This window comes from Vibrio chagasii, from assembly GCA_041879415.1.
In the GTDB taxonomy this organism is placed as follows: domain Bacteria; phylum Pseudomonadota; class Gammaproteobacteria; order Enterobacterales; family Vibrionaceae; genus Vibrio.
Genome location: CP090851.1, coordinates 2,282,272 through 2,304,549, shown reverse-complemented (window position 1 = coordinate 2,304,549; position 22,278 = coordinate 2,282,272). Strand labels below are relative to the sequence as shown.

The window sequence follows — 22,278 nt, the reverse complement described above, 5'->3', positions numbered from 1 at the left end:
TCTTTCTACTCCTCAATTGTGAGATATTGCAAATGCTAAGAATTGCCAAAGAAGCGCTGACATTCGATGACGTACTACTCGTGCCAGCTCACTCCACTGTTCTCCCAAACACAGCTGATCTTCGCACTCAGTTGACTAAAAACATTTCACTGAACATCCCTATGATTTCTGCGTCGATGGATACCGTGACGGAAGCTCGTCTGGCTATCGCACTCGCGCAAGAAGGTGGCATTGGCTTTATCCACAAGAACATGTCTATCGAGCAACAAGCTGAAATGGTTCGCCAGGTTAAAATTTACGAAGCAGGTGTGGTTTCTCACCCTGTAACAGTAAGCCCTGACGCAACGATTGCTGACGTTGTTGCCCTGACAGAGAAGCACGGTTTTGCTGGCTTCCCTGTAGTGACTGAAACAAACGAACTGGTTGGTATCATTACTGGCCGTGACGTTCGCTTTGTAACAGACCTTTCTAAGAAAGTTGACGTAGTAATGACGCCTAAATCGCGTCTAGCTTCTGTTAAAGAAGGTGCAACTCGCGAAGAAGTTCAAGAGAAAATGCACGAAGCACGTGTTGAAAAAGTACTTGTTGTAAATGATGACTTCCAACTAACAGGAATGATCACTGCAAAAGACTTCCACAAAGCAGAACGTAAACCAAACGCTTGTAAAGATGAGCGCGGCAGCCTACGTGTAGGTGCAGCTGTTGGTGCTGGTGCTGGTAACGAAGAGCGCGTTGCTGCTCTTGTTGAAGCTGGTGTAGACGTTCTACTTATCGACTCTTCACACGGTCACTCTGAAGGCGTACTTAACCGTATCCGCGAAACTCGCGCTGCATACCCAGATCTACAAATCATCGGTGGTAACGTAGCAACTGGCGCTGGCGCTCGTGCTCTTATCGAAGCGGGTGTAAGTGCAGTTAAAGTTGGTATCGGCCCTGGTTCTATCTGTACTACTCGTATCGTTACTGGTGTTGGTGTTCCTCAAGTAACAGCAATTGCAGACGCAGCGGAAGTTGCAAACGAATACGGTATTCCAGTAATCGCAGATGGCGGTATCCGCTTCTCTGGTGACATCTGTAAAGCTATCGTTGCTGGCGCATCTTGTGTGATGGTTGGTTCAATGTTCGCGGGTACTGAAGAAGCACCAGGTGAGGTTATCCTTTACAACGGTCGTTCTTACAAGTCTTACCGTGGTATGGGTTCTCTTGGCGCTATGTCTCAAGGTTCTTCTGACCGTTACTTCCAATCCGACAACGCTGCAGACAAGCTTGTTCCAGAAGGTATTGAAGGTCGTATCGCATACAAAGGTCGTCTAAAAGAGATCGTTCACCAACAAATGGGTGGTCTACGCTCAAGCATGGGCCTAACAGGTTCTGCGACGATCGAAGACATGCGTACTAAAGCTGAGTTTGTTCGTATCTCTGGTGCGGGCATGAAAGAATCTCACGTACACGATGTTCAAATCACTAAAGAAGCACCTAACTACCGTTTAGGTTAATAATACGTCCAAACGTTTGAATAATGTGCTGATTAAGTCGGCACATTATTTTATCTACCGTCTGTTTTGCTGAAAGCCTGATTTTCTCAAAACACGAGGTTAAAGATATCTAACGAAAACGTTTGCTTTATTTCTTGAAGAGTTAATCAGAGGTGAGTAAACTCGCCTCCGTTTGATCACATAGCCAATAAGACTGCTTAAAATGACTAAAAATATTCATGACCAACGTATTCTAATTCTAGACTTCGGTTCTCAATACACACAGCTAGTTGCTCGTCGTATTCGTGAGATCGGTGTTTACTGTGAACTTTGGAGCTGGGACGTAGACGAAGCGGATATTCGTGAATTCAATCCAGACGGTATCATCCTATCTGGTGGCCCTGAAAGTGTAACCGAAGAGAACTCTCCACGTGCACCTCAGTACGTGTTTGATTCAGGTGTTCCTGTATTTGGTATCTGCTACGGCATGCAAACTATGGCCGAGCAACTTGGCGGTAAAGTAGCAACGTCTACTGAGCGTGAGTTCGGCTACGCAGCGGTACAAGTGACTGGTGAATCAGCACTGTTCGCTGACCTTGAGTCTACTCAAGATGTTTGGATGAGCCACGGTGATAAAGTGGTTGAGATCCCATCTGATTTCACAAAGATTGCTGAAACAGACACTTGCCCATACGCAGCAATGGCAAACGAAGAGAAGAAATACTTCGGTGTTCAATTCCACCCAGAAGTAACACACACTAAGAATGGCCTGAAAATGCTTGAGAACTTCGTTCTTAACGTTTGTGGTTGTGAAGGTCTGTGGACTTCAGCTTCAATCATTGAAGATGCAGTTGCACGTATTAAAGAGCAAGTAGGTGACGACGAAGTTATCCTTGGTCTTTCTGGTGGTGTTGATTCATCAGTAGTTGCAATGCTTGCTCACCGAGCTATCGGCGACAAACTGACGTGTGTATTCGTAGATAACGGCCTACTTCGTCTGAACGAAGCTGAGCAAGTAATGGATATGTTCGGCAACAAGTTTGGTCTAAACATCATCAAAGTAGACGCTGAAGATCGTTTCCTAGAAGCGCTTAAAGGCGAAGCTGAACCAGAAGCTAAGCGTAAGATCATCGGTCACGTATTCGTAGATATCTTCGATGAAGAGTCTAAGAAACTGACAAATGCTAAGTGGCTTGCTCAAGGTACTATCTACCCAGACGTAATCGAGTCTGCAGCATCTAAGACTGGTAAAGCGCACGTAATCAAATCTCACCACAACGTTGGTGGTCTTCCTGATGATATGGAAATGGGCCTTGTTGAGCCTCTACGTGAGCTGTTTAAAGATGAAGTACGTAAGATCGGTCTAGAACTTGGTCTTCCATACAACATGCTTTACCGCCACCCATTCCCGGGTCCAGGTCTAGGTGTTCGTGTTCTTGGCGAAATCAAGAAAGAGTACTGTGATCTACTGCGTCGCGCTGATGCTATCTTCATTGAAGAGCTTCACGCTGCTGACCTTTACCACAAAGTATCTCAAGCATTCACGGTATTCCTACCAGTACGTTCAGTTGGCGTAATGGGCGATGGCCGTAAGTATGATTGGGTTGTATCTCTACGTGCTGTAGAAACGATCGACTTCATGACTGCTCACTGGGCACACCTACCATACGACTTCCTAGGTAAGGTTTCTAACCGCATTATCAACGAAGTTGATGGCATTTCACGTGTTGTTTACGACATCTCTGGTAAGCCACCAGCAACTATCGAGTGGGAATAATCTCTTAGAGATTTAACTGCTATTTGATTTAGTTATTAAAAGCCCCGAACTCAGTTCGGGGCTTTTTTGTTTTCCACTCCGCATAGTCAATGGTTGTGGTTTGAAGACGGCTTATTGAGTGTAAGAAACCAAATCAGTTGGAAACTAGATATCAGCTCAAGAAACCATGAGACGCATTGTTACCTCTAACTATACATAAAACTATCACTCGCACTTTTTATAAAATCATAACGCAACAGCTAGGCTATTTCCCACGTGCCACATACTCTTTGATGGACTTATTAAGGACAGATAAGAGAATCCATCATGTTAAAAATCAAATATTTGGCGACAGTATTGGGCTGTACTTTAGCAGCACAAAGTCATGCGTCTTTGAACATTCAACCTGATCCGCAAAACCCGAATGGTTACCTTATTGAGAAGTCGGCTTTACAGGCTGCTGAACAAGCGAAAACCTCGGACCCTATGTATGCGATCTGGTCACAGGCACTACAAACTCGTTCGAACACCATCGTTGAAGCGATTGAACCCGGTTCACCTTCCAACCCTGAGAACGTAAAGCGGGTTGAGCGCGTATTCCCTCAATCAGAATGGGATTTCCTTACTCAGATGGCTGCGCCTGAATACACTTACACTCGTTTCCTACGCGCGATTGGTAAATTCCCCGCGTTTTGTGGAGAGTACACTGATGGTCGTGACTCTGACGCCATCTGTAAGAAATCCATCATCACGGCTTTTGCTCACTTCTCTCAAGAGACGGGCGGTCACATCGCGATAGATAATACTTCTGATAATCCGTTGGCTTTAGAAGAGTGGCAACAAGCGCTGGTACATGTTCGTGAGATGGGGTGGTCTGAAGGGCAAGAAGGTTACACAACTGGCTGTGGTCAGAACGATTGGCAAAATGCACGCTGGCCATGTGCGGCAGGGCAGGGTTATTTCGGTCGTGGTGCAAAACAGCTTTCTTACCACTTTAACTATGGTGCTTTCTCTGAAGTAATGTTCGATGGTGATGCAACGGTTCTGCTGAATAATCCGGGCCTAGTTGCTGATTCTTGGTTGAACTTGGCTTCGGCTATTTGGTTCTTCTTAACGCCACAAGCGCCGAAGCCAGCGATGCTGCATGTTATTGACCGTACTTGGACACCATCTCAACGTGAACTGGATGCGGGCATTGGTTATGGCTTTGGTACTACCATCAACGTAATCAACGGTGGTATTGAGTGTGGTGAACAGAATAAAGACAAAGGCCAACCGGTTAACCGTATTCGTTACTGGGAAGGGCTAGCTGCGCACTACCAGATCCCTGTTGAAGCAGACGAAAAGAATACCTGTTGGCAGCAAACACCATACGGAAGCTTGAACCTTAATGGCGCAACAGATGTGCTGTACACCAACTGGGATGGCAACTGGAAATACTACGCAGATCGCCCAGAAGGCTACTCATTTGAGTGTGAGCTAGTCGGTTTCCAAACCGCATACTCTGCACTAGTACCGGGTGATTACGAGAAGTGTGTGACCAACTTCTATGGTTCTCATGCAAGTTGGCCTGAAGTGAAGGTGGTCGATAAGCTTGATCCGGTAGACCCTGGAACCGATCCAGGTGGTAACGGTTGGAGCGCGACTAAGGTTTATAACGCTGGTGACCAAGTGACTCACAATGGCGCAACCTACGAAGCGAAATGGTGGACACAAGGGGATGACCCTGCCAATGGTGGCCCTTGGAAACTAGTAGCAGGTGAGCCAACACCACCGGTAGTGACAGATCCAACGCCTGTTGATCCTGCTCCTGTCGATCCAGAACCAGTAGACCCAACACCCGTTGAACCGCCTGTGACAGAGCCACCAGTGGTTGTCGATCCATCTGAATTTATTACGTGGCAAGCCGGTGTTAGCCAAGTGAGTAATGGCGATAAAGTGACGCATAACGGTAAGTGCTTCGTGGCTAAAAACGGCCCTGGCGTCTGGGAAAGCCCAGTTCAATCGAATTGGTTCTGGGATGAAATCAGCTGTAATTAATTGTTCAGCCAATTGAGTACCTTAACTGATTAATCAAAGCCGAAAGTGATTGCTTTCGGCTTTTGCGTTTCTGCTCTGCGTTCCTCGATCATCTAACGTAAAATTCCCTAGCTGAATGCTAATTTTCCATTTAGAGAATAAAGTCCTGTACAAATGCCATCTGTGAATTTATATTCATTTTTAAATTATACTTATTCTTTATTTTAGGGTTAAGGTTTACCTATGGAACAGACAGATATCACGTCACTCATCCCCATTGTGATTACTTTGGTGTTGTCGTTGGCGACAAGGAATGTAGTGATTGGCCTTTTTGCTGGCGTACTCAGTGGCGTTGCTATGCTCACCGGAATGTTTAGTGAACTAAACCCTCTTGATACCTTTGGAACCATGGTCAAAGGCTACTTAGTGCCACAGCTTACTGATAGCTACAATGCTGGCGTCATTATGCTGTTGGTATTCATCGGTGGCTTTGTTGCTTTGATGGAGAAGTCGGGTGGTGGTGTTGCGTTTGCCAAGCGTGTGACAGAGTGGGTCAGCAACAAGTGCCAAGCTCAACTGTCTGCGTGGTTTGGAGGAATCGTGATATTTTTCTCTGACTTAGGTACCCCGTTAATTGTTGGCCCTGTCTTTCGTCCCCTTTTCGATAAACTGAAACTTTCTAGACAGAAGCTGGCATTCATCATCGACTCAACATCATCACCTGTCGCGATCCTTATCCCTTTTATCGGGTGGGGCGTTTACATCATGAGCCTGATTCAAAAAGAGTTTACCGCTTTGAATGTCAACATGTCTGATTGGGATGCTTTTATCGGTGCGATTCCTTTCCAGTTCTACGCATTCTTAGCGATTTTCATTGTTCCTTTGGTTTCAGTTAAAGGTTTAGACTTCGGACCAATGGCAAAAGCGGAACGTGATTGCCAAGCGGGAATCAACTCTGGCGTGAACAGCGAATCACTTAATCCTTTCTCGCATAAAAATGCAAAGGCATCTTTTGTTTGGGCACCATTATTAGTGATGCTGGTGGTATTGTGTGCCATGTTAGTTCCACAAGGTTTCCCATTTCAAAAGGTCGCTGGCTCATCATTCAGAGCAGCACTGTCTTCGGCTTATTTCTTTGCCGCGATTACCTTGATCTCGCTAATGGCTTACTACGGCGTGAGAAAACTGTCGGATGGCGTTTCTGTGTATCTAAAAGGCATGGGTAACATGATGCCGGTCGCGATTATTTTGGTACTGGCGTGGGCATTAAGCACGATAGGTAAAGAGTTAGGTGCGGCGGCTTATATTGCAGAACAAGCGCAAAGCGGTTTCCCATACTGGTTAGTGCCTGCTGTAGCCTTTTTACTGTCGGCTATTATCTCATTTGCTACGGGTTCTTCATGGGGAACTTTTGCCATCATGATGCCGTTGGTTATCCCAACCGCGATTGCGATTGATGCACCGCTGTTGGTTGCTATTGGTGCGGTGCTTTCTGGCGGTCTGTTTGGTGATCACTGCTCACCGATCTCTGAAACCACCATCCTCTCTTCAACAGGTGCCGGATGTGATCAATTTGAGCACTTTAAGACGCAGCTACCTTACGCATTAATGAACGGTTGTATTGCTTTAGTGAGCTTTGTTATCGCAGGCTTAACGGGCAGCTCGTTGGTTGTGTTAGGTGCACTTGTCGCTCAATTGATTGTGGTGACATTGCTAGCCAAGCGCGACGCGAGTAAAAATGCATCTTCAGAAGTTCAATCTCAAGTGTCTGAATCTAAACCACAACAAGCGTAATTTAAGATTTCAACTGAGAGACTAGATATGGGATGCGAGTAAACGAGTATCGAAGAGCTCGCTCTCGATAGTTGTTTATTTGATACCTCGCACCTCCCTTTTTCTATCCGTCATTCCCTATAGCGAGGCACGAGCGTAGTAGGGAATCTCTTGTGTTTATTGTTGGTGTGGATACCTAGAGGAGATTCTAGACATCTCGTCCCTCGATTCTGGAATGACGATGGGATGGGTAGATACGGGATGCGAGTAATCGACCAACGAAGAGTTCGCTCTCTATTGTCTAAGTTTGACGCTAAGGGCTCTCGCTTACTCAAATCTGGAGAGTCTTTTCTCATCCCGCATCTAAGCTACACTCGTTTCTTCCTAAGCATCTCAATATACACTTCATCCGTCATTCCCTATAGCGAGGTACGAGCGTAGTAGGGAATCTCTTGTGTATCTCGTTACTCGCATCTTTTTTATAGCGTGATAGGGAATCGACAACGTATATGTTTCATGAATGGAAGCTGCAAAAACCAAATCAAAATCCCAATAGGATCATTTCAACAACCTTAGTTTTCGATAACTGGATTATCCCAAAAGCGATTTATCGATTAAAATTTTCTTACAATTTTTATTGGTTTTTTTTAACCCCCTATTTGATAAAGGTAAATTCGCAATGTCGACCAAACTAGCTAACCCAGCGCCGTTAGGCTTAATGGGTTTCGGTATGACCACTATTCTTCTTAATATCCACAACGCAGGTTTCTTCCCACTAGATTCAATGATCCTTGCAATGGGTATTTTTTACGGTGGTTTAAGCCAAGTTATCGTTGGCACAATGTGTTTCAAACGTGGTGACACGTTCGGTACAACTGCATTTACCTCTTACGGCCTATTCTGGTTGTCTCTAGTTGGTCTAATCGTAATGCCTTACATGGGCCTACCAGCAAGCCCTGCAGCATTCATGGGTTGGTACCTACTTCTATGGGGTATCTTCACAGGCTTCATGTTCATCGGTTCTCTATGCTACCCAGTAGCGAAGCAAGTAGTATTCGGCTCACTAACTATCTTGTTCTTCCTGCTTGCAGCTCGTGATTTCACAGGTAGCCAACTGATCGGCACTATCGCTGGTTTCGAAGGTATCTTCTGTGGCGCTTCTGCTATCTACTTCGCAATGGCACAAGTAATCAACAACGAATACGGCCGCACAGTACTGCCAATCGGTGAGAAGAAAGCACCTGAAATGGCAACACAAGAAATCGCTGCATAATCTCGCGTTTCTTAGAAATATAAAAAAAGGGTTAGCCATGGCTAACCCTTTTTTGCATTTGCTCTAAAGAAAAACAGAATCTAGAGCAACTTATCACTTAAAAGCTGCAATTGAAGGCCTTACGCTGAAGGCTGTTCTACTGGCTTGCTGTCTGCCACTTCAGCTTCTGGCGACTTACCCGTCTTACGCTTGTACTTCTCTTCCCAGTAAGTTGCACCTTTGATGCCTAGTTTTACAGGGTTGAATGTGTACTCGGTTACGCCTTTACTCTGTTGCTCTTCGTAGTCAGCCAAAGCTTTTAGCGCAGGCTTAGACATGAAGAAGATAATCAGAATACCAACGATGTTTAACCATGCCATCAAGCCAACACCAACGTCACCCATTGCCCATGCAAGGTTCGCTGTTTTAACTGTGCCATAGAACACCGCAGTGATAAGAACAAGCTTAAGTACGAACATCATGCCAGGGATCTTGATGGTACGACGTAGGTAAGCAATGTTCGTTTCTGCAATGTAGTAGTAAGCAAGAATCGTTGTAAATGCGAAGAAGAACAGAGCAAATGCGATGAATGGCTTACCAACACCTGGTAATGCGCTTTCAATCGCTAGCTGTGTAAATACAGGGCCGTTTGCACCAACGTTTGCTGCTAGGTTTTGTACAAGGAATACGCCTTCTGCGCCGCCGTGGACGTTGTAAGCACCAGTGATGATGATCATGAACGCTGTAGCAGAACAAACTAGCAATGTATCGATGTAGATAGAGAATGATTGAACCAAACCTTGCTGAGCTGGGTGATCAACACTTGCTGCCGCAGCTGCGTGAGGACCAGTACCTTGACCTGCTTCGTTTGAGTAAACACCACGTTTAACACCCCAACCAATCGCAGCACCGAAGCCAGCCATAGGTGTGAATGCATCACCAACAATCATAGAGAACACAACAGGAACTTGGCTGATGTTTAGTAGGATGATAACGAACGCGATGATGATGTAAGCCAATGCCATGAATGGAACAACGATTTGCGTGAAGTTCGCAATACGTTTAACACCACCGAAGATGATGAAACCAAGGATGATAGCGACAACAGTACCAGTGAAAATTTTAGCGAAACTGAATGTACCGACAGCTGTTTCGATCATTGCACCTGAACCAAATGCAGCTTCTACAGCGTTACCGATGCTGTTTGACTGAACACCTGGAAGTAAAATACCACAAGCAAAAATAGTCGCGATTGCAAAGATCCATGCGTACCACTTCTGACCCATCGCTTTCTCGATGTAGTAAGCCGGACCACCACGGAACTGGCCTTCGTCTTCTTCTTTGTAGATTTGCGCTAGCGTAGATTCTGCAAATGCAGTCGCTGCACCAAAGAAGGCAACAACCCACATCCAGAATACTGCACCAGGGCCACCGAAACCGATAGCAGCAGCAACACCTGCAATGTTACCTGTACCTACACGGCCAGATAGCGAAACAGCAAGAGCTTGGAAAGATGAGATACCTTTATTCGAACTTTTACCAGATAGTAACAAACGCCACATTTCAAAGAAGTGACGGATTTGTACAAATCGAGTCATGACCGAGTAGAACAAACCAGCACCTAAACATAGATAGATAAGTACTGGACTCCAGATTATTCCATTCAAAAAATCAACGAATGACTGCATGAGTATTTTCCCTGTTAGTTTTACTTGTGATTGTTTTTCGAACAACACAATACTTCACTTGTAACCTGAGTGTTAAATTATTTAACTGTGCATTCGAATTACTGTGACATAAAGCATGTTGTGGGAGCTAATTGTTAACGATTAGTGCTATTTCGATAATTATTCTATTTAAAATTAAATGCAACTGGTTGCTCTTGTGTGGTTTTTCAGAAATGCATAAATAGTGATTAATACAAAAGTGTGAGTTACTTGAAGGATTGAGAATGGGGTGAGACAGAAAACCGCACTTTTAGCCGATTGGAAGTAACGGCTGTAACCGGCGGAATGTTATCGATAAGTTGGAATATATCACCTCCATTTAGAGCTCTGGCAGCTTTAAGAAGAGGTGTTCTTTTGAAGGAGGGAGATGGCAAGAGGGCCCGCTACATATGCAGCAGTGCCCAGTTAAAAGCCTGTTTTAAACAACGTTGAATCCCTGTTTTATCAGCTCTTGAGTGAATTCAGACTGGGTATCTGGTTCGCCATGAATCAAATGCACTTCTTTGGGAGGCACAGGAATGCTAACAATAAAGCGCTTGAGATCTTCTTGGTCGGCATGAGCAGAGTAGCCAGACATGCCATGAATTTGAGCATTCACCTCTACTTGCTTGTTGTCGATTGATACCTGTATTTCACCTTGTTGAAGCTCTCTCCCTAGCGTGCCGTGCGCTTGGTAGCCCGCCAGAATCACATCGGTTCGTTTATCGGGCAGCAAGGCGGATAAGTAGTTCATGATTCTGCCTCCCTGACACATACCAGAAGCCGAGACCACAATCGCAGGCTCTCCGGTTGAACGCAGTCTATTGACGATTTTCTTATGCACTCTATGCCCATTGACAGTAATGCACTGCTCAAATGCCAGTGGATGACGTTTGAGTTCAAGCCGTTGTTTTGCCTCTTGGCCCCAGAGTTCTTTAAAGCGTCGGTAGGAGCGGGTGACTCTCAGAGCCATTGGTGAATCAAGAATGATAGGAATGTCGGCACTGAGTTGATGCTCAAAGATCAGTTGCTCAATATCAAACAGGAGTTCTTGTGTGCGGCCAATACTGAATGCTGGGATCAAGATGACAGCACCATCTAGTAGCGAACGATCAATGATCGCTTTAAGGCGCTCGGCTCGTGTCGCAATGTCATCGTGTGTGCTCATGCCATAGGTTGATTCGATAAACAGATAGTCGGCCTGCTGAGGAGGCATAGGGTCGGGCAGTAACGGTGTATTACTTGGCCCTAAGTCTCCTGAAAACACCACCACTTGTTGATTAGGTAACTTTATCTCGATATAGGCAGAACCCAAGGTATGTCCGGCAGGTTGAAAACGAGCATACAGAGTATTTGGCCTGCCATGATCCTTTCCGTTATTTTGCTGTTTAGCGGCGACAGGAAACCACTCTCCATAAGGCTTGGGAACAATCAATAAGTGGAGTTTTTTCAGTATTAGCTTTGCTTGTTTATGGCTTAGCCCTTGCAGCTTTAAGCCATCTTCAATCATTAAAGGGGCAAGTTCAGCGGTGGCTTGAGTGCAATAAATCGGTTGGTTGAACCCGGTAGCGAGCAACCAAGGCAGTCGCCCGATATGGTCTATGTGAGTATGAGTTAACAGTAGGGCATTGAGGTGGGATATTTCGAAATCGATATCAAGAGGGCGACTGTCTCTACCTTGAACCTCTTTGCCTTGAAACAAGCCACAATCGATGAGCACGGCTTGACCGGAATCTCTTAGCTCGTGACAAGATCCTGTGACCGTATGTTTACCGCCATGGTGAATCACTTCCATCGTTTACTCCCATTGCTCTATGCCGTATCCCGCGTTTTATTTTGCGGATAACCGTCGGCAAGTAAAACAAGAACAATGAGAGTTGCGAGCGTAAGGTCTCTTTTTCGGTAATTGAGCGATAACTCAATGTTTTCGCTGCGAGTTAGCTCGTAGAAGACCGGTCGGAATCAAGCTCTGGGTTTTGTTGTGATTCCAATCTAGCAACTTCGGCATCAAGCTCTGCAATCTTCTCAGCCATTAAAGCATGGCAGTGATTCGCCAGTTCTCTTGCGTCACTCAGTTTGTATCCAGATACATCAATAGGCTCAAGCATCTCGGTAATCACAATACCGTTGTTTAGTCGGTTAAAGTCGATTTTATTGTGAGTGGTGCTCGTGCACATCGGGGTGATAGGCACACCTGCCTCAATCGCCATTCGGAAAGCGCCCGTTTTGAAAGGCAATAGCCCGCGGCCTTTACTACGTGTCCCCTCAGGGTAAACCCACACAGAAAGGTCTCGCTGATGAATCGCTTCTGCCACTTGTTTGATGGTATCGCGTGCTTTCGACTTGTCTTCACGATTGATCAGAATGTTCCCCGTGATCCAATACAGCAGGCCAAAGAAAGGCACTATCAATAAATCACGCTTTCCTAAAGAAACGGTACGCGGCCTTAACATTCCTGGGTCGGTGACAAAATCCAACACACTCTGGTGGTTAGAGATATACACGCTCTTTTCTGGTGTTGGCGCATTCTCTAGGCCACGCTGCACCAGTTTTACACCAAGGATCTTCTGTAATTGGTTGAACCAACGACAGAAAAAGTACACATGCTTAGGGTTCTTGGGGCTAAACAAGCAGTAAACAAAAGCAAATAACGTGGTGAAAATAATAAACACCATAGCCAAGATAATACGAAGAACAGCAAGCACAATTGACTCCTTACTCACTACAGGGATGCAGTGATTAAATAGTTTTAGATAATTGAAGTTTTCACTCTATTTAACCGAAATGCAACAATTAACTGTGTGTGAGGCCTATTTTTAGATCTGTATATAAAACAATGACTAACAATCACTCACAGACAGGCTTACCGAGCTTACACGTGTTCACCAGTACGGGATTATGAGGGCCAATATTGCTTATTTGGGTCTGATGTTTCTACCCATTCAGGATTTTGGCGAGCTTCTAAATAGAGCTGAAGGCCGTTATAAGACATGAAAGCCGCAGGGCCGCCAAGGTGTTCGAAATAGTCAAAATAATCATCTTCAAGCGCGCACAGCTGAGCTAAATCTTCCACCTTGTTCGCCAGTGCCCATTGAATCGCAAACACCGGGGCCGTTGAGCTAGCAACCGACACTTCTTCAATATTGGGGTTAAACATCGCATTAGCCTGTTCCAGTAGAATCTCTTGCTGTTCAGATTCTTGCAGCAGCACCTCATCGATGATAGCCAAACGCTTGGAATTCGAGACATTCTTGTTCAGCTTTGCAATTTTCAGTGCGTAGCTAAATCTTTCTGATGAAACAATATTGACTAGCTCAGACAGTAGTTCTTTGTCTACCCCGGCTGCCTTGGTGAAATAGTCGATACAAGAGTGGATTGAAGCATAACGAGTACCTTCAAATTCAAAGCCACTGGTTTCGTCGTAGGCCTCAATGGCGATGTTATCAAGCGACAAAGGCCAACCTTGATACTCGACTCGTTGCTTGGCTATTTGATACATCTTCCAAGCGCTGCGCCCAAAACCGCCAAGTGTCGAACCCGTAAACTCACTGTCTATCAGCTCTTGCTCTGTCCAGTTCTCACCAATACCTAAGTGCTTGGCATACTTATCAATGAGCGCATGCTTTATCTGGTCGCGAACCGCCCAAATCGAAGTTAGGTCTTTGGCATATTTCACACTCGCGCACTCTTTACACGCTGGCAGTGCTATCGGCGCATGACCAACCTTGGCAAAAAGCGACGCGGTTTTAGGAAACTCAACGCTGTGATTAGAAGGCTCACCACAAAACCAACAGGTGTGGCGTAGGTTGAATGGGATGTCTATGTAGGAGTATTGAGTCATTGAACGTCTATCGCTGAGTATTGAGGTTGGGAGCATCACGGTAAACAATTATCTCTGTTCGGTTGTCGTCTTGCACCTGGTTTGTTTCACTTTTCCACCGAGTTTGATTTTAGGCGCTTGTTATCTGAATGGGTTGGTGGAGATATGTTTATATAAAACAGCGACTAATGGTCAATGTTGATGGGAGTGGCTGAACCGATATGTGCCGCTAGTAATCTTGTTAGGTCACTATTACTATGGAGCTAGACTCCTTACTCCAATGGCGCATATGTCTTCATCGATTTCTTTTTACGATAAAAATGCTCACCTACTTTGCCAGCAGTACCATTCCGTTGCTTTCGAAACTGTTCATAAAAGCTGGCAAGCTTATTGGCCTTTAGAGGGCGATAAGGTGCTAGATGTAGGGGCGGGATGTGGCCGTGATGCGTTATGGATGCAAAAAGCTGGTGCGGAAGTCATCGCGATAGAACCCAGTGCGTCATTACGTGAGCAGGGCTCAGAATATACTGGGCCAGATGTTACATGGTTGGATGATTCACTCCCATCCTTGAGTCGAACTGAAAATCTTGGAATGCGTTTTGACCTGGTACTAGTAAGTGCTGTGTGGATGCACCTTGCACCATCATATCGAGAGCGAGCATTCAGAAAGTTATCTAACTTGCTTGCCCCAAATGGCAAATTGGTGATTACGCTACGACACGGAGAGTTTCATGACGACCGAGAGGGCTATGAAGTCTCAGTTGAAGAGCTTGAGCGTTTATCGAAGAACAGTGCTTTGTTGGTGCGTCATGTCGATAATAGCCAAGACACCTTGAAGCGCAGTGAGGTTTGGTGGCAAACCGTAGTGATGACCTTGCCAGATGACGGCTCGGGTGACTTAAACAAGGTGCGCCACATTATTGTAAATGACAATAAGTCGGCCACATACAAATTGGCTCTGTTAAGAACCTTACTGCGAATCGCAGATGCCCATTCAGGTGCTGTGATTGATCGAACCGATGGCAAAATATCTCTACCAGTGGGTTTGGTTGCTCTGTATTGGGTTAGGCAATTTAAGCGTCTCATTGATATCGATATAGAAGGCGTTGGGATTCAGCAAAATAGCAACACGAGTAAAGGCCTAGGATTTGTAAAAGACGATGGCTGGAACAAACTCAAGCACCTCAGTGCTGATGATTTAGCTATTGGTGCCATGTTTTTAGGTGAGGAAGCCAAGGCTCTACAAAAGCTATTTTCACAGACGATCAGCACCATTAAATCGGGCCCAGTGACCTTTATTTATCAAGGTTCCAAAGAGAATAAGTTGTTTGAGATACTTCCACCTCAACAGCGACGAAAGAGTCGAGAATCACTGGTTATCGACAGCGAGTTCTTAGCAAGCTTTGGTTACTTCACACTGGATGAAAGCTTATGGGAATGTTTCAGAATCTACCACTCTTGGATTGAGCCGCTAGTAGTGAATCAATGGGTGATGGAGATGCAGCGTTTTGAGTTAAATCGACAGCGAAACATTTCACTTCAGACCTATCATGACTGCTTAGTCTGGATTGACCGAAACCACGATACTCGTGACGTACGCAAAAGAGTTGAGCAACTTAGAGCCGAACATGCAGACATTGTCAGTGTTTGGAGTGGAAAATCGTTAAAAAATGAGTATCACGTTGATCATTGTCTGCCTTTTGCTTACTGGCCGAATAACGACAAGTGGAACCTCTTTCCAACCACAAGCAAAGAGAATCTAAGTAAAAGTGACAAAGTGCCTACCGCTGAAAAACTTCGCGCGTCTAAACCTCGTATTCTCGAATGGTGGCAATTGGCGTGGAGTGATTCGGATCATTTTGAACAGCAATTCTTTTCTGAAGTAGCCCTTTCTTTACCCAATATTCCACCACAGTGTCGAGACTTTGAAGAGGTGTTTGACGCAATGGGTCTGCAGGTGCGTGGTGTGAAAAGTCGACTGCTAATCAATGAGTGGCATTGAGCGCCACGTTTACCCGCAAATTTAATCCTTTAAACAACGGTAGAGTAAACAATGAAATACATCGGAATTGATGGCTGTAAGGCGGGCTGGATCGCTTGGATTGTCTCTGATGATCAGGCGCCAGTGTTCAAAGTAGTAAAGGCACTTGATGAGCTAGCGAGTGATCTTATCGGTTCAACGGCGCTTATCGATATGCCGATTGGTTTTAGTGACGCACAAACTCCAGATCGCTTGTGCGACAAAGCAGCGAGGCGCTATCTAACCAGCAAACGTGGTTCTTCGGTGTTTCCGGTTCCGTGTCGAGAGGCGGTTTACCAAGCCGATTACATCGCGGCGTGCAGTGCCAATGTGCTGCAGCTTGGTAAGAAGTTCTCTAAGCAAACTTGGGGTATTGTTCCTAAAGTCCGAGAGTTAGATAAGCTCATCGATGATCGCCCACATTTATCGATCAGAGAGTCTCACCCGGAGGTAGTGTTTGCTGCCTTGAAAGGTGAACCGCTTACCTTTTCTAAGCGAACTCAAGAGGGCAAAGAAGAAAGGCTTTCGATTATTCAGCAACTCGCTCCGCAATGGTGTGAGGGTTTGGCGTTAGCAATCTCGGATACCAAGCGTAGAGATGTCGCGATAGATGATATTTATGACGCATTTATATTGATGCTGATTGCTTATCACGCTCCAACATTGTCGTGCTTGCCTGAGCTTTCTGAGATTGGTGGAAAGGCGGATAAGGATCAGAATGGTCGAGTTCGCGAAATCGTTTATTGGAACAAAGCGCACTAGCAAAGTATGCGCTCTGTTAGGTTGAGTGTGTTATTTTCCACTTCCTATCTTTTTACTCTTACTGTTTTTGAGCCTTGATATGAAACGTTTAATTGTTGGTTTGCTGGCAATCTTGATCAGTGCGGCGAGTTACGGCCAAGTCGCGCCTGTCTCTCAATGGCAGTGTGACATGATGAAAAAGAACAAGGTATTGAACAGTGGGGCTCCTGTTGGTTGTGAGCGTCTATCCAAAGTGGACTTTGATTTCGTTAACTTTAAGGGCGAAACGCAGCAGGGGAATATGATTGTGCTTGATGTTATCGCCCCTTCTGTTGAACAAATCTTTTTAGAACTCAAACAACGTAATTTCCCACTGCATTCTGCTCGCCTAATGCGTGAGTTCAACGGTGACGACAATGCCTCGATGGAAGCCAATAACAGCAGTGCGTTTAATGCTAGGCCTATCACTGGCGGAGGAGGTTGGTCGAAGCATGCATACGGTGTGGCAATCGACATCAACCCAGTTCAAAACCCTTTCTTAGCGTTTGATAGCAACGGAACCATTACGGTAAAGCCATCGCAATCGGCAACCAGCTACGTGAATAGAACACGCTTTCGTGCGCGCAATGACATTGAACGTCGCGGCATGGCGGAAGATGTGGTCGAGCTGTTTGCACATCATGGTTTCATGATCTGGGGAGGGGACTGGAATTCTCCAATCGATACTCAGCATTTCGAGGTCGGATCAAGAAAGTTCGTCAATCAGCTGCTCTCTAAACCCAAACCAGAAGCCAAAGTGTTATTTGAGCGATACGTCGAATCTTACCGCCAATGTTTTAATAAGAATAAAGGCGAGGGCGCAGAAAAAGCTCGTGCTATCTGTGCAAAGAAAACAGTCGGGACTTTTTAGTGCTATGTTTATCTAGAACCGTTTGTGTTTTAGCAAGTTAAGCTCGCTTCAAGGGTATTTTGAATCGCTAAGGTCAACGCGCGTCGTTGGCCTTTTTTGTATTCGTTTATCCAATAGAACCCTGCGTATTCAAAAGGTTATTGGGTATCGGTTAGTCAATAATTGATGAAGTAATGCGACGCAAAGTCATCGGTTTGTCATTGAAAAAGTCATAGCGTAAACGTTATGTGAGAACCATTGCTGGTGGGGGAACTTATTGCCTTTTCACCAGTATTATTAGTGAACTGATCACAACGGACCAACTAATGAAAAAGATACCTTTGGCTCTAACTCTTTTAAGCACTCTACTTTTTTCACAATATTCTTTGGCTACAGACACTTCACACACCACACAAAACCCGACTTACGAACTCGATGGTAAGGCGGTATTAGGCCGTACTGAGAATGTGTACCTCTCTAGCGTTCAAGGGCTTAAAGACGTTCCTTTCATTGGCAAAATCGACACCGGTGCCGAAACCACTTCCATGCATGCAGAAGACATCCATGTAAAAAGCACACATGCCGATTATAAGAACCTCAAAGATAAAGAGTTGATGTCGGCATTGACTGAAGATGTTCTGAACAATAGCGACGTTGATTACGACGATTGGGATGGCAGCACCTTTGCGAAATATGAAGCTGTGGTCTCTTTTAAGGTTCAAAACCCACGTACTGGTGAGATGGTATTGGTTGAGGCGCCGTTAGAGCGTGTCAGCATGATTCGCAGCCGTACCAGCAGCACGCCTTTGCTTCGCCCTACCATTAAAATGTCTCTGACTATCGCAGACCAAGAGCTAAAAACTGATGTTAACCTAACAGACAGAAGTCACTTCTCTGCGCCAGTATTGATAGGTAAGACCTTCCTAGCGGATAACGCACTGGTGTTTGCAGGTTACGACTATTTACAAGAGCAAGAGAACGCAACCGTGGTTGGCCGCAAAGAGGTGGTGTCTATCTCGGGAATGCCAATGAATGTGACTTTCTCATTAAAGAACCGCTACAGTATTTTGCATGCAAAAGACATCGATATAGACAAAGAGAACAAACAAGTGACGTTTGATATGTTCGACAACGACGGCAAGCAAAAAGAGATGACATTGCCGTTGGTTCGTATGTTAAGCGTCAGCGGTAAGAAGAGGCCTTTAGTCTATGTTCCCGTTCAACTTGATGAGGACACCACTAAAGATGTGCTTGTTTATCTGCGTGACCGTTCAGACAGCAGCTCACAGCTAAGGTTAGGTACCAACACAGCAAGTGAACTCTTCATGATTGATACCAGTGCTGAAAACATTTTATCAGAAGGTTCAGAGAGCTTTAGTGATGTGGCGGAGTCGGGTGAGCCTATGATTATCTCACCGGAAGAGGACATCACACTTGATGATTTTCCGCTTAAGGCTGTGGCTTCTTTCACGGTAAACACGCCTCTGTTGAAGGTGGACAGCTTTGAGGTTGTCGGCAAGGGTAAAGATGAATCGGTTGAGTTTTACCTAACTGACGCGAATGGCGAACAGCAGAAAGTCACAAAGCCAATCATTAAAAAGCTCAAAGTTGGGGATGATAGTCGCCCAGTAGTGAGCGGTGAGTTCTCGGCTTCTGGCAAGGTTCGCACACAAGAGTTTGCTATCGATGTGCTAAACAGCAATGAAAAAGAAGCCTACTTCATTCTCGGTAAGAAGATGGCGAAAGAGGGCGTTTACGTAAACACGCGCTCAGACTACCTATTGAAAGCCGAGCCTCTATTTAAAGTCGGGCACATTGAAGTGGTTGAAGTGAACGGCATGACATTCCCTGCCAAGCTAGATACCGGTGCTGACGTTAGCTCTATGAACGCGGTGAACATCAAGCGATTCAAGAAAGACGGCCAAGACATGGTGACCTTTACTTATCAAAACAACCAAGGCGATAAGCAAGAATTCACTAAGCCAGTGATTGATGTGATGCGAATTAAAGCGAAGAAAGGCGAAAAGGTAAACATTCGCCCTGTCGTAGAAATGAAAGTGAAGTTAGGCGACCTAGAGAAAGAGGTGAGAGTGAACCTTCAAGACCGTTCACGCTTTGAATACAGCATGATTCTAGGTAAGAACTTCCTGAAGTACGGCGCAGTAGTAAGTAGCGATGAAGATTACGTACTAGGGAAAATGGAGTAACACCTTAACTTACTAAAAGCGAAATAGAGCAGTTCTAAACGGCCACACATTCCAGTAATGGGATGTGTGGCTTTTTAATAACTAACTGTTTTGATGAGTTGTTCTCAGTTGTTTGCCATTGAACACATCTCATTTTGTGGTCTTTAGACAAACAAAAAGGGCCAACTCTTTCGAGTTGACCCTTTCCAAACGTTTGGTGGAGCTGGCGGGAGTTGAACCCGCGTCCAAAAACTATTCATCATTGGTACTACATGCTTAGTCGATCTTTAAATTCACCAGCAACCTGCGAACCGACACGCTAGTTAAAGGCTAACCTGAATTATAATTCGCGCTTTTCCTCTCAGGTGGGAGAAGCCACGCTAGCTTGTTTGGGTTTGATCTCTTGTTGGTCCCCGTCTTACGAGCGGAAGCTAGGGCAAGAGAGCTCTGAGCAGGTTATTAAGCTGCTAGTGCGTAGTTTTCGTCGTTTGCGACTATTTTTTTGCGGCTTTTTACGTGGCCAACCGCCCCACGGCATGCACCTCAGACTTCAAAATTCCTGTCGAATCCTAAATCAGCCCCAAGTGTTCTTGCATAGTACCAGAAAAGCTTACCCTGTCTAGCACTGTGCGTTTAAGTGCTTAAAATTAGCGCAAATTACTCTTCATAATTCGTGCTTTATCTCTCGCCCAATCTTTTTCTTTCATATCAGTACGTTTATCGTGCAGCTTTTTACCCTTCGCTACGCCGATCTTAATCTTCGCCCAAGAGCGAGACCAGTAAAGTGCGGTTGCGACAAGTGTCATGCCTTCACGGTTAATACGACCGAATAGGTTATCGAGTTCTTTTCTCGACATTAGGAGTTTACGGACACGTGTTGGGTTCGCCACGATATGAGTACTCGCTTGAGTAAGCGGAGTGATCGTCATACCACTAATGAATGCTTCGCCATCACGGATGTATACGTAGCTTTCTGCGATATTCGTTTTGCCTTCACGTAGGGATTTTACTTCCCAGCCTTGTAGCTCAAGCCCCGCTTCTATCTCATCATCGATGAAATATTCGTGGCGAGCTTTCTTGTTAAGCGCAATGGTATTGCTACCGGCTTTTGATTTTGATTTATTCTTTGCCATAATGGCCTCATTATACGGATTGCGCCCTAGTTGGGGAATCCTTTTTATTTGCGCTCTGGCCCAATACAATTAAAATTGCAGTTTGTGTTAATGTAACGCCGTCTTTAACAGGAGTCTATATGCCAAAGGTTACTCGTTCAGCATTAGTTTCATTTAGTGCCGACCAGATGTTTAGCTTGGTCAATGATGTTGCTCGTTATCCTGAGTTTTTGCCAGGGTGTTCTGGTTCTCGTGTGATCGAATCTTCAGATTCCGCTATGGTGGCTTCGGTTGATGTCTCTAAAGCCGGTATCAGCAAAACATTTACAACGTCTAACCGCTTAGCGGATGGCGCTGAGATCTTGATGGAGCTGGTGGACGGCCCGTTCAAGAAACTGCAGGGCGGTTGGTATTTTACTCCGTTGGATGAGCAGGCCTGTAAGGTCGAGCTTAAGTTAGAGTTTGAATTCTCTAGCCGAATGATTGAAATGGCATTTGGTAAGATTTTCAATGAGCTAACGACCAACATGGTGAGCGCATTTACTCAACGAGCGAAACAGGTTTACTAAACCATGACTATTGAATCAGATATGATCCACGTAGAAGTTGTGTTTGCACTTCCGCATGAGCAGCGTGTGTTTACTTTGGTTGTGAACAAGAACGCGACCGTTGAAGAGATTATTGCGCAGTCTGGTGTTTTGGAACTGTATCCAGAGATCGACTTAGCGAAAAACAAGGTTGGCGTGTTCAGCCGTAACGTGAAGTTAGATGCAACGGTTCGTGATAAAGACCGTATTGAAATTTATCGTGCACTGCTGGCTGATCCAAAAGAGATTCGCCGTAAACGTGCCGAACAAGCAAAAGCCGCTGCTGCTAAATAGCATCGAAAAACGGATTAAATTCATAGAGAGCTCGCCAAATCGGCGAGCTTTTTTGTGTCTGTGAGTTAGATTCGGTGGGTTAATTTGTAAGCAAATATTAAAAAGCCTGCTCATAGAGCAGGCTTTTAAGATTCTTGATTGAGAGCTTGTTTACTGAAAGCTAGCGAAGGCTTTCGAAGAACTCATCACTGGCTTCAAAATCACCATTGATCGTAACTAGGGTGCCAGTAGCATCAAAGTTCACGACGAGGTTTTTCTGAATCGGGTCTTCATGACCTTTTTGGTGGTGGTAAATGTAGTACCACGTATCTGGGTAGCCATTTTCGATAAGCATAGGTGAGCCCATAACGTAACGAACTTGTGTTTTTGTCATGCCAAACTTGAGCTGGTCGACAGCTTCTTGTTCAACATAGTTACCCTGATTGATGTCAATTCGATAAACCAACTTCTCTAGTAGAGAGCAACCGGTCAACATTGTTAGTGCAAGTGGAACTGCAACTAACCACTTTTTAATTCGCATAGTTTGAGATCTTTCTTCGCTAAAATACTGCCTGATAATAAACAAGCTCCAGCAAGAAGTAAAAAGCTCCTTGCGCTTTGAGCTTGTTATGACTGGCAATTTTGAATTTAGTTGCAAAATTGCCAATA

At 45.1% G+C, this 22,278-nt stretch carries 17 protein-coding genes and 1 other RNA gene; 11 read left to right on the top strand and 7 right to left on the bottom strand.

From position 1 onward, the window contains the following. Positions 1-32: 32 nt before the first annotated feature. The 5 genes from guaB to L0991_10375 all read left to right on the top strand — a co-directional run bounded on the left by guaB (position 33) and on the right by L0991_10375 (position 8,296). Complete coding sequence (gene guaB / locus L0991_10395; GenBank protein ID XGB61826.1) at positions 33-1,496, top strand: IMP dehydrogenase; 1,464 nt, start codon at positions 33-35, stop codon at positions 1,494-1,496. Positions 1,497-1,698: 202 nt separating this feature from the next. After that, complete coding sequence (guaA, locus tag L0991_10390; GenBank protein XGB61825.1) at positions 1,699-3,252, top strand: glutamine-hydrolyzing GMP synthase; 1,554 nt, start codon at positions 1,699-1,701, stop codon at positions 3,250-3,252. A 306-nt stretch (positions 3,253-3,558) separates the two neighbouring features. Beyond that, positions 3,559-5,271, top strand: a complete 1,713-nt coding sequence (locus tag L0991_10385) for a carbohydrate-binding protein (GenBank protein XGB61824.1) — start codon at positions 3,559-3,561, stop codon at positions 5,269-5,271. A gap of 222 nt (positions 5,272-5,493) precedes the next feature. Continuing rightward, complete coding sequence (locus L0991_10380; protein XGB61823.1) at positions 5,494-7,044, top strand: sodium:proton exchanger; 1,551 nt, start codon at positions 5,494-5,496, stop codon at positions 7,042-7,044. A gap of 658 nt (positions 7,045-7,702) precedes the next feature. After that, on the top strand, positions 7,703-8,296 hold the full coding sequence (locus tag L0991_10375) for an acetate uptake transporter (protein ID XGB61822.1): 594 nt from the start codon (positions 7,703-7,705) through the stop codon (positions 8,294-8,296). A 119-nt stretch (positions 8,297-8,415) separates the two neighbouring features. Here L0991_10375 and L0991_10370 read toward each other — a convergent pair whose 3' ends face one another. The 4 genes from L0991_10370 to L0991_10355 form a co-directional block, all read right to left on the bottom strand. Further along, positions 8,416-9,963 carry an alanine:cation symporter family protein gene (locus tag L0991_10370; GenBank protein ID XGB61821.1) on the bottom strand — a complete coding sequence of 516 codons (1,548 nt, stop codon included), beginning with the start codon at positions 9,961-9,963 and terminating at the stop codon, positions 8,416-8,418. A 457-nt stretch (positions 9,964-10,420) separates the two neighbouring features. After that, positions 10,421-11,776, bottom strand: a complete 1,356-nt coding sequence (locus L0991_10365) for an MBL fold metallo-hydrolase (protein XGB61820.1) — start codon at positions 11,774-11,776, stop codon at positions 10,421-10,423. Positions 11,777-11,918: 142 nt separating this feature from the next. Beyond that, positions 11,919-12,686: a 1-acylglycerol-3-phosphate O-acyltransferase gene (locus L0991_10360; GenBank protein ID XGB61819.1), complete on the bottom strand. Its 768-nt coding sequence runs from the start codon at positions 12,684-12,686 to the stop codon at positions 11,919-11,921. Positions 12,687-12,877: 191 nt separating this feature from the next. Continuing rightward, positions 12,878-13,822 carry a hypothetical protein gene (locus tag L0991_10355; protein ID XGB61818.1) on the bottom strand — a complete coding sequence of 315 codons (945 nt, stop codon included), beginning with the start codon at positions 13,820-13,822 and terminating at the stop codon, positions 12,878-12,880. A gap of 268 nt (positions 13,823-14,090) precedes the next feature. Between L0991_10355 and L0991_10350 the strand changes: the two genes are divergently transcribed. From L0991_10350 to L0991_10335, 4 genes are all read left to right on the top strand, one after another. Continuing rightward, the gene (locus L0991_10350) at positions 14,091-15,803 is read left to right on the top strand and encodes a class I SAM-dependent methyltransferase (GenBank protein ID XGB61817.1); all 1,713 of its coding nucleotides are present in this window, start codon (positions 14,091-14,093) and stop codon (positions 15,801-15,803) included. 51 nt (positions 15,804-15,854) lie between these two features. After that, positions 15,855-16,583, top strand: coding sequence for a DUF429 domain-containing protein (locus L0991_10345; GenBank protein XGB61816.1), 729 nt, complete (start codon positions 15,855-15,857; stop codon positions 16,581-16,583). Positions 16,584-16,662: 79 nt separating this feature from the next. After that, the gene (locus tag L0991_10340; protein ID XGB61815.1) at positions 16,663-17,472 is read left to right on the top strand and encodes a M15 family metallopeptidase; all 810 of its coding nucleotides are present in this window, start codon (positions 16,663-16,665) and stop codon (positions 17,470-17,472) included. A gap of 305 nt (positions 17,473-17,777) precedes the next feature. After that, positions 17,778-19,658: a RimK/LysX family protein gene (locus tag L0991_10335; GenBank protein XGB61814.1), complete on the top strand. Its 1,881-nt coding sequence runs from the start codon at positions 17,778-17,780 to the stop codon at positions 19,656-19,658. Positions 19,659-19,852: 194 nt separating this feature from the next. On the opposite strand, the gene ssrA is transcribed toward L0991_10335, so the two are convergent. Beyond that, positions 19,853-20,219: a transfer-messenger RNA gene (ssrA, locus tag L0991_10330) on the bottom strand. Between the two features lie 65 nt (positions 20,220-20,284). After that, on the bottom strand, positions 20,285-20,770 hold the full coding sequence (gene smpB / locus L0991_10325; protein XGB61813.1) for an SsrA-binding protein SmpB: 486 nt from the start codon (positions 20,768-20,770) through the stop codon (positions 20,285-20,287). Positions 20,771-20,889: 119 nt separating this feature from the next. Here smpB and L0991_10320 point away from each other — a divergent pair, with 119 nt between their 5' ends. After that, a complete protein-coding gene (locus L0991_10320) occupies positions 20,890-21,318 on the top strand; it encodes a ubiquinone-binding protein (protein ID XGB61812.1) in 429 nt (142 codons plus the stop codon). 3 nt (positions 21,319-21,321) lie between these two features. Beyond that, positions 21,322-21,630, top strand: coding sequence for an RnfH family protein (locus L0991_10315; protein XGB61811.1), 309 nt, complete (start codon positions 21,322-21,324; stop codon positions 21,628-21,630). Positions 21,631-21,790: 160 nt separating this feature from the next. On the opposite strand, the gene bamE is transcribed toward L0991_10315, so the two are convergent. Then, on the bottom strand, positions 21,791-22,150 hold the full coding sequence (gene bamE / locus L0991_10310; protein ID XGB61810.1) for an outer membrane protein assembly factor BamE: 360 nt from the start codon (positions 22,148-22,150) through the stop codon (positions 21,791-21,793). Between the last annotated feature and the right edge of the window lie 128 nt (positions 22,151-22,278).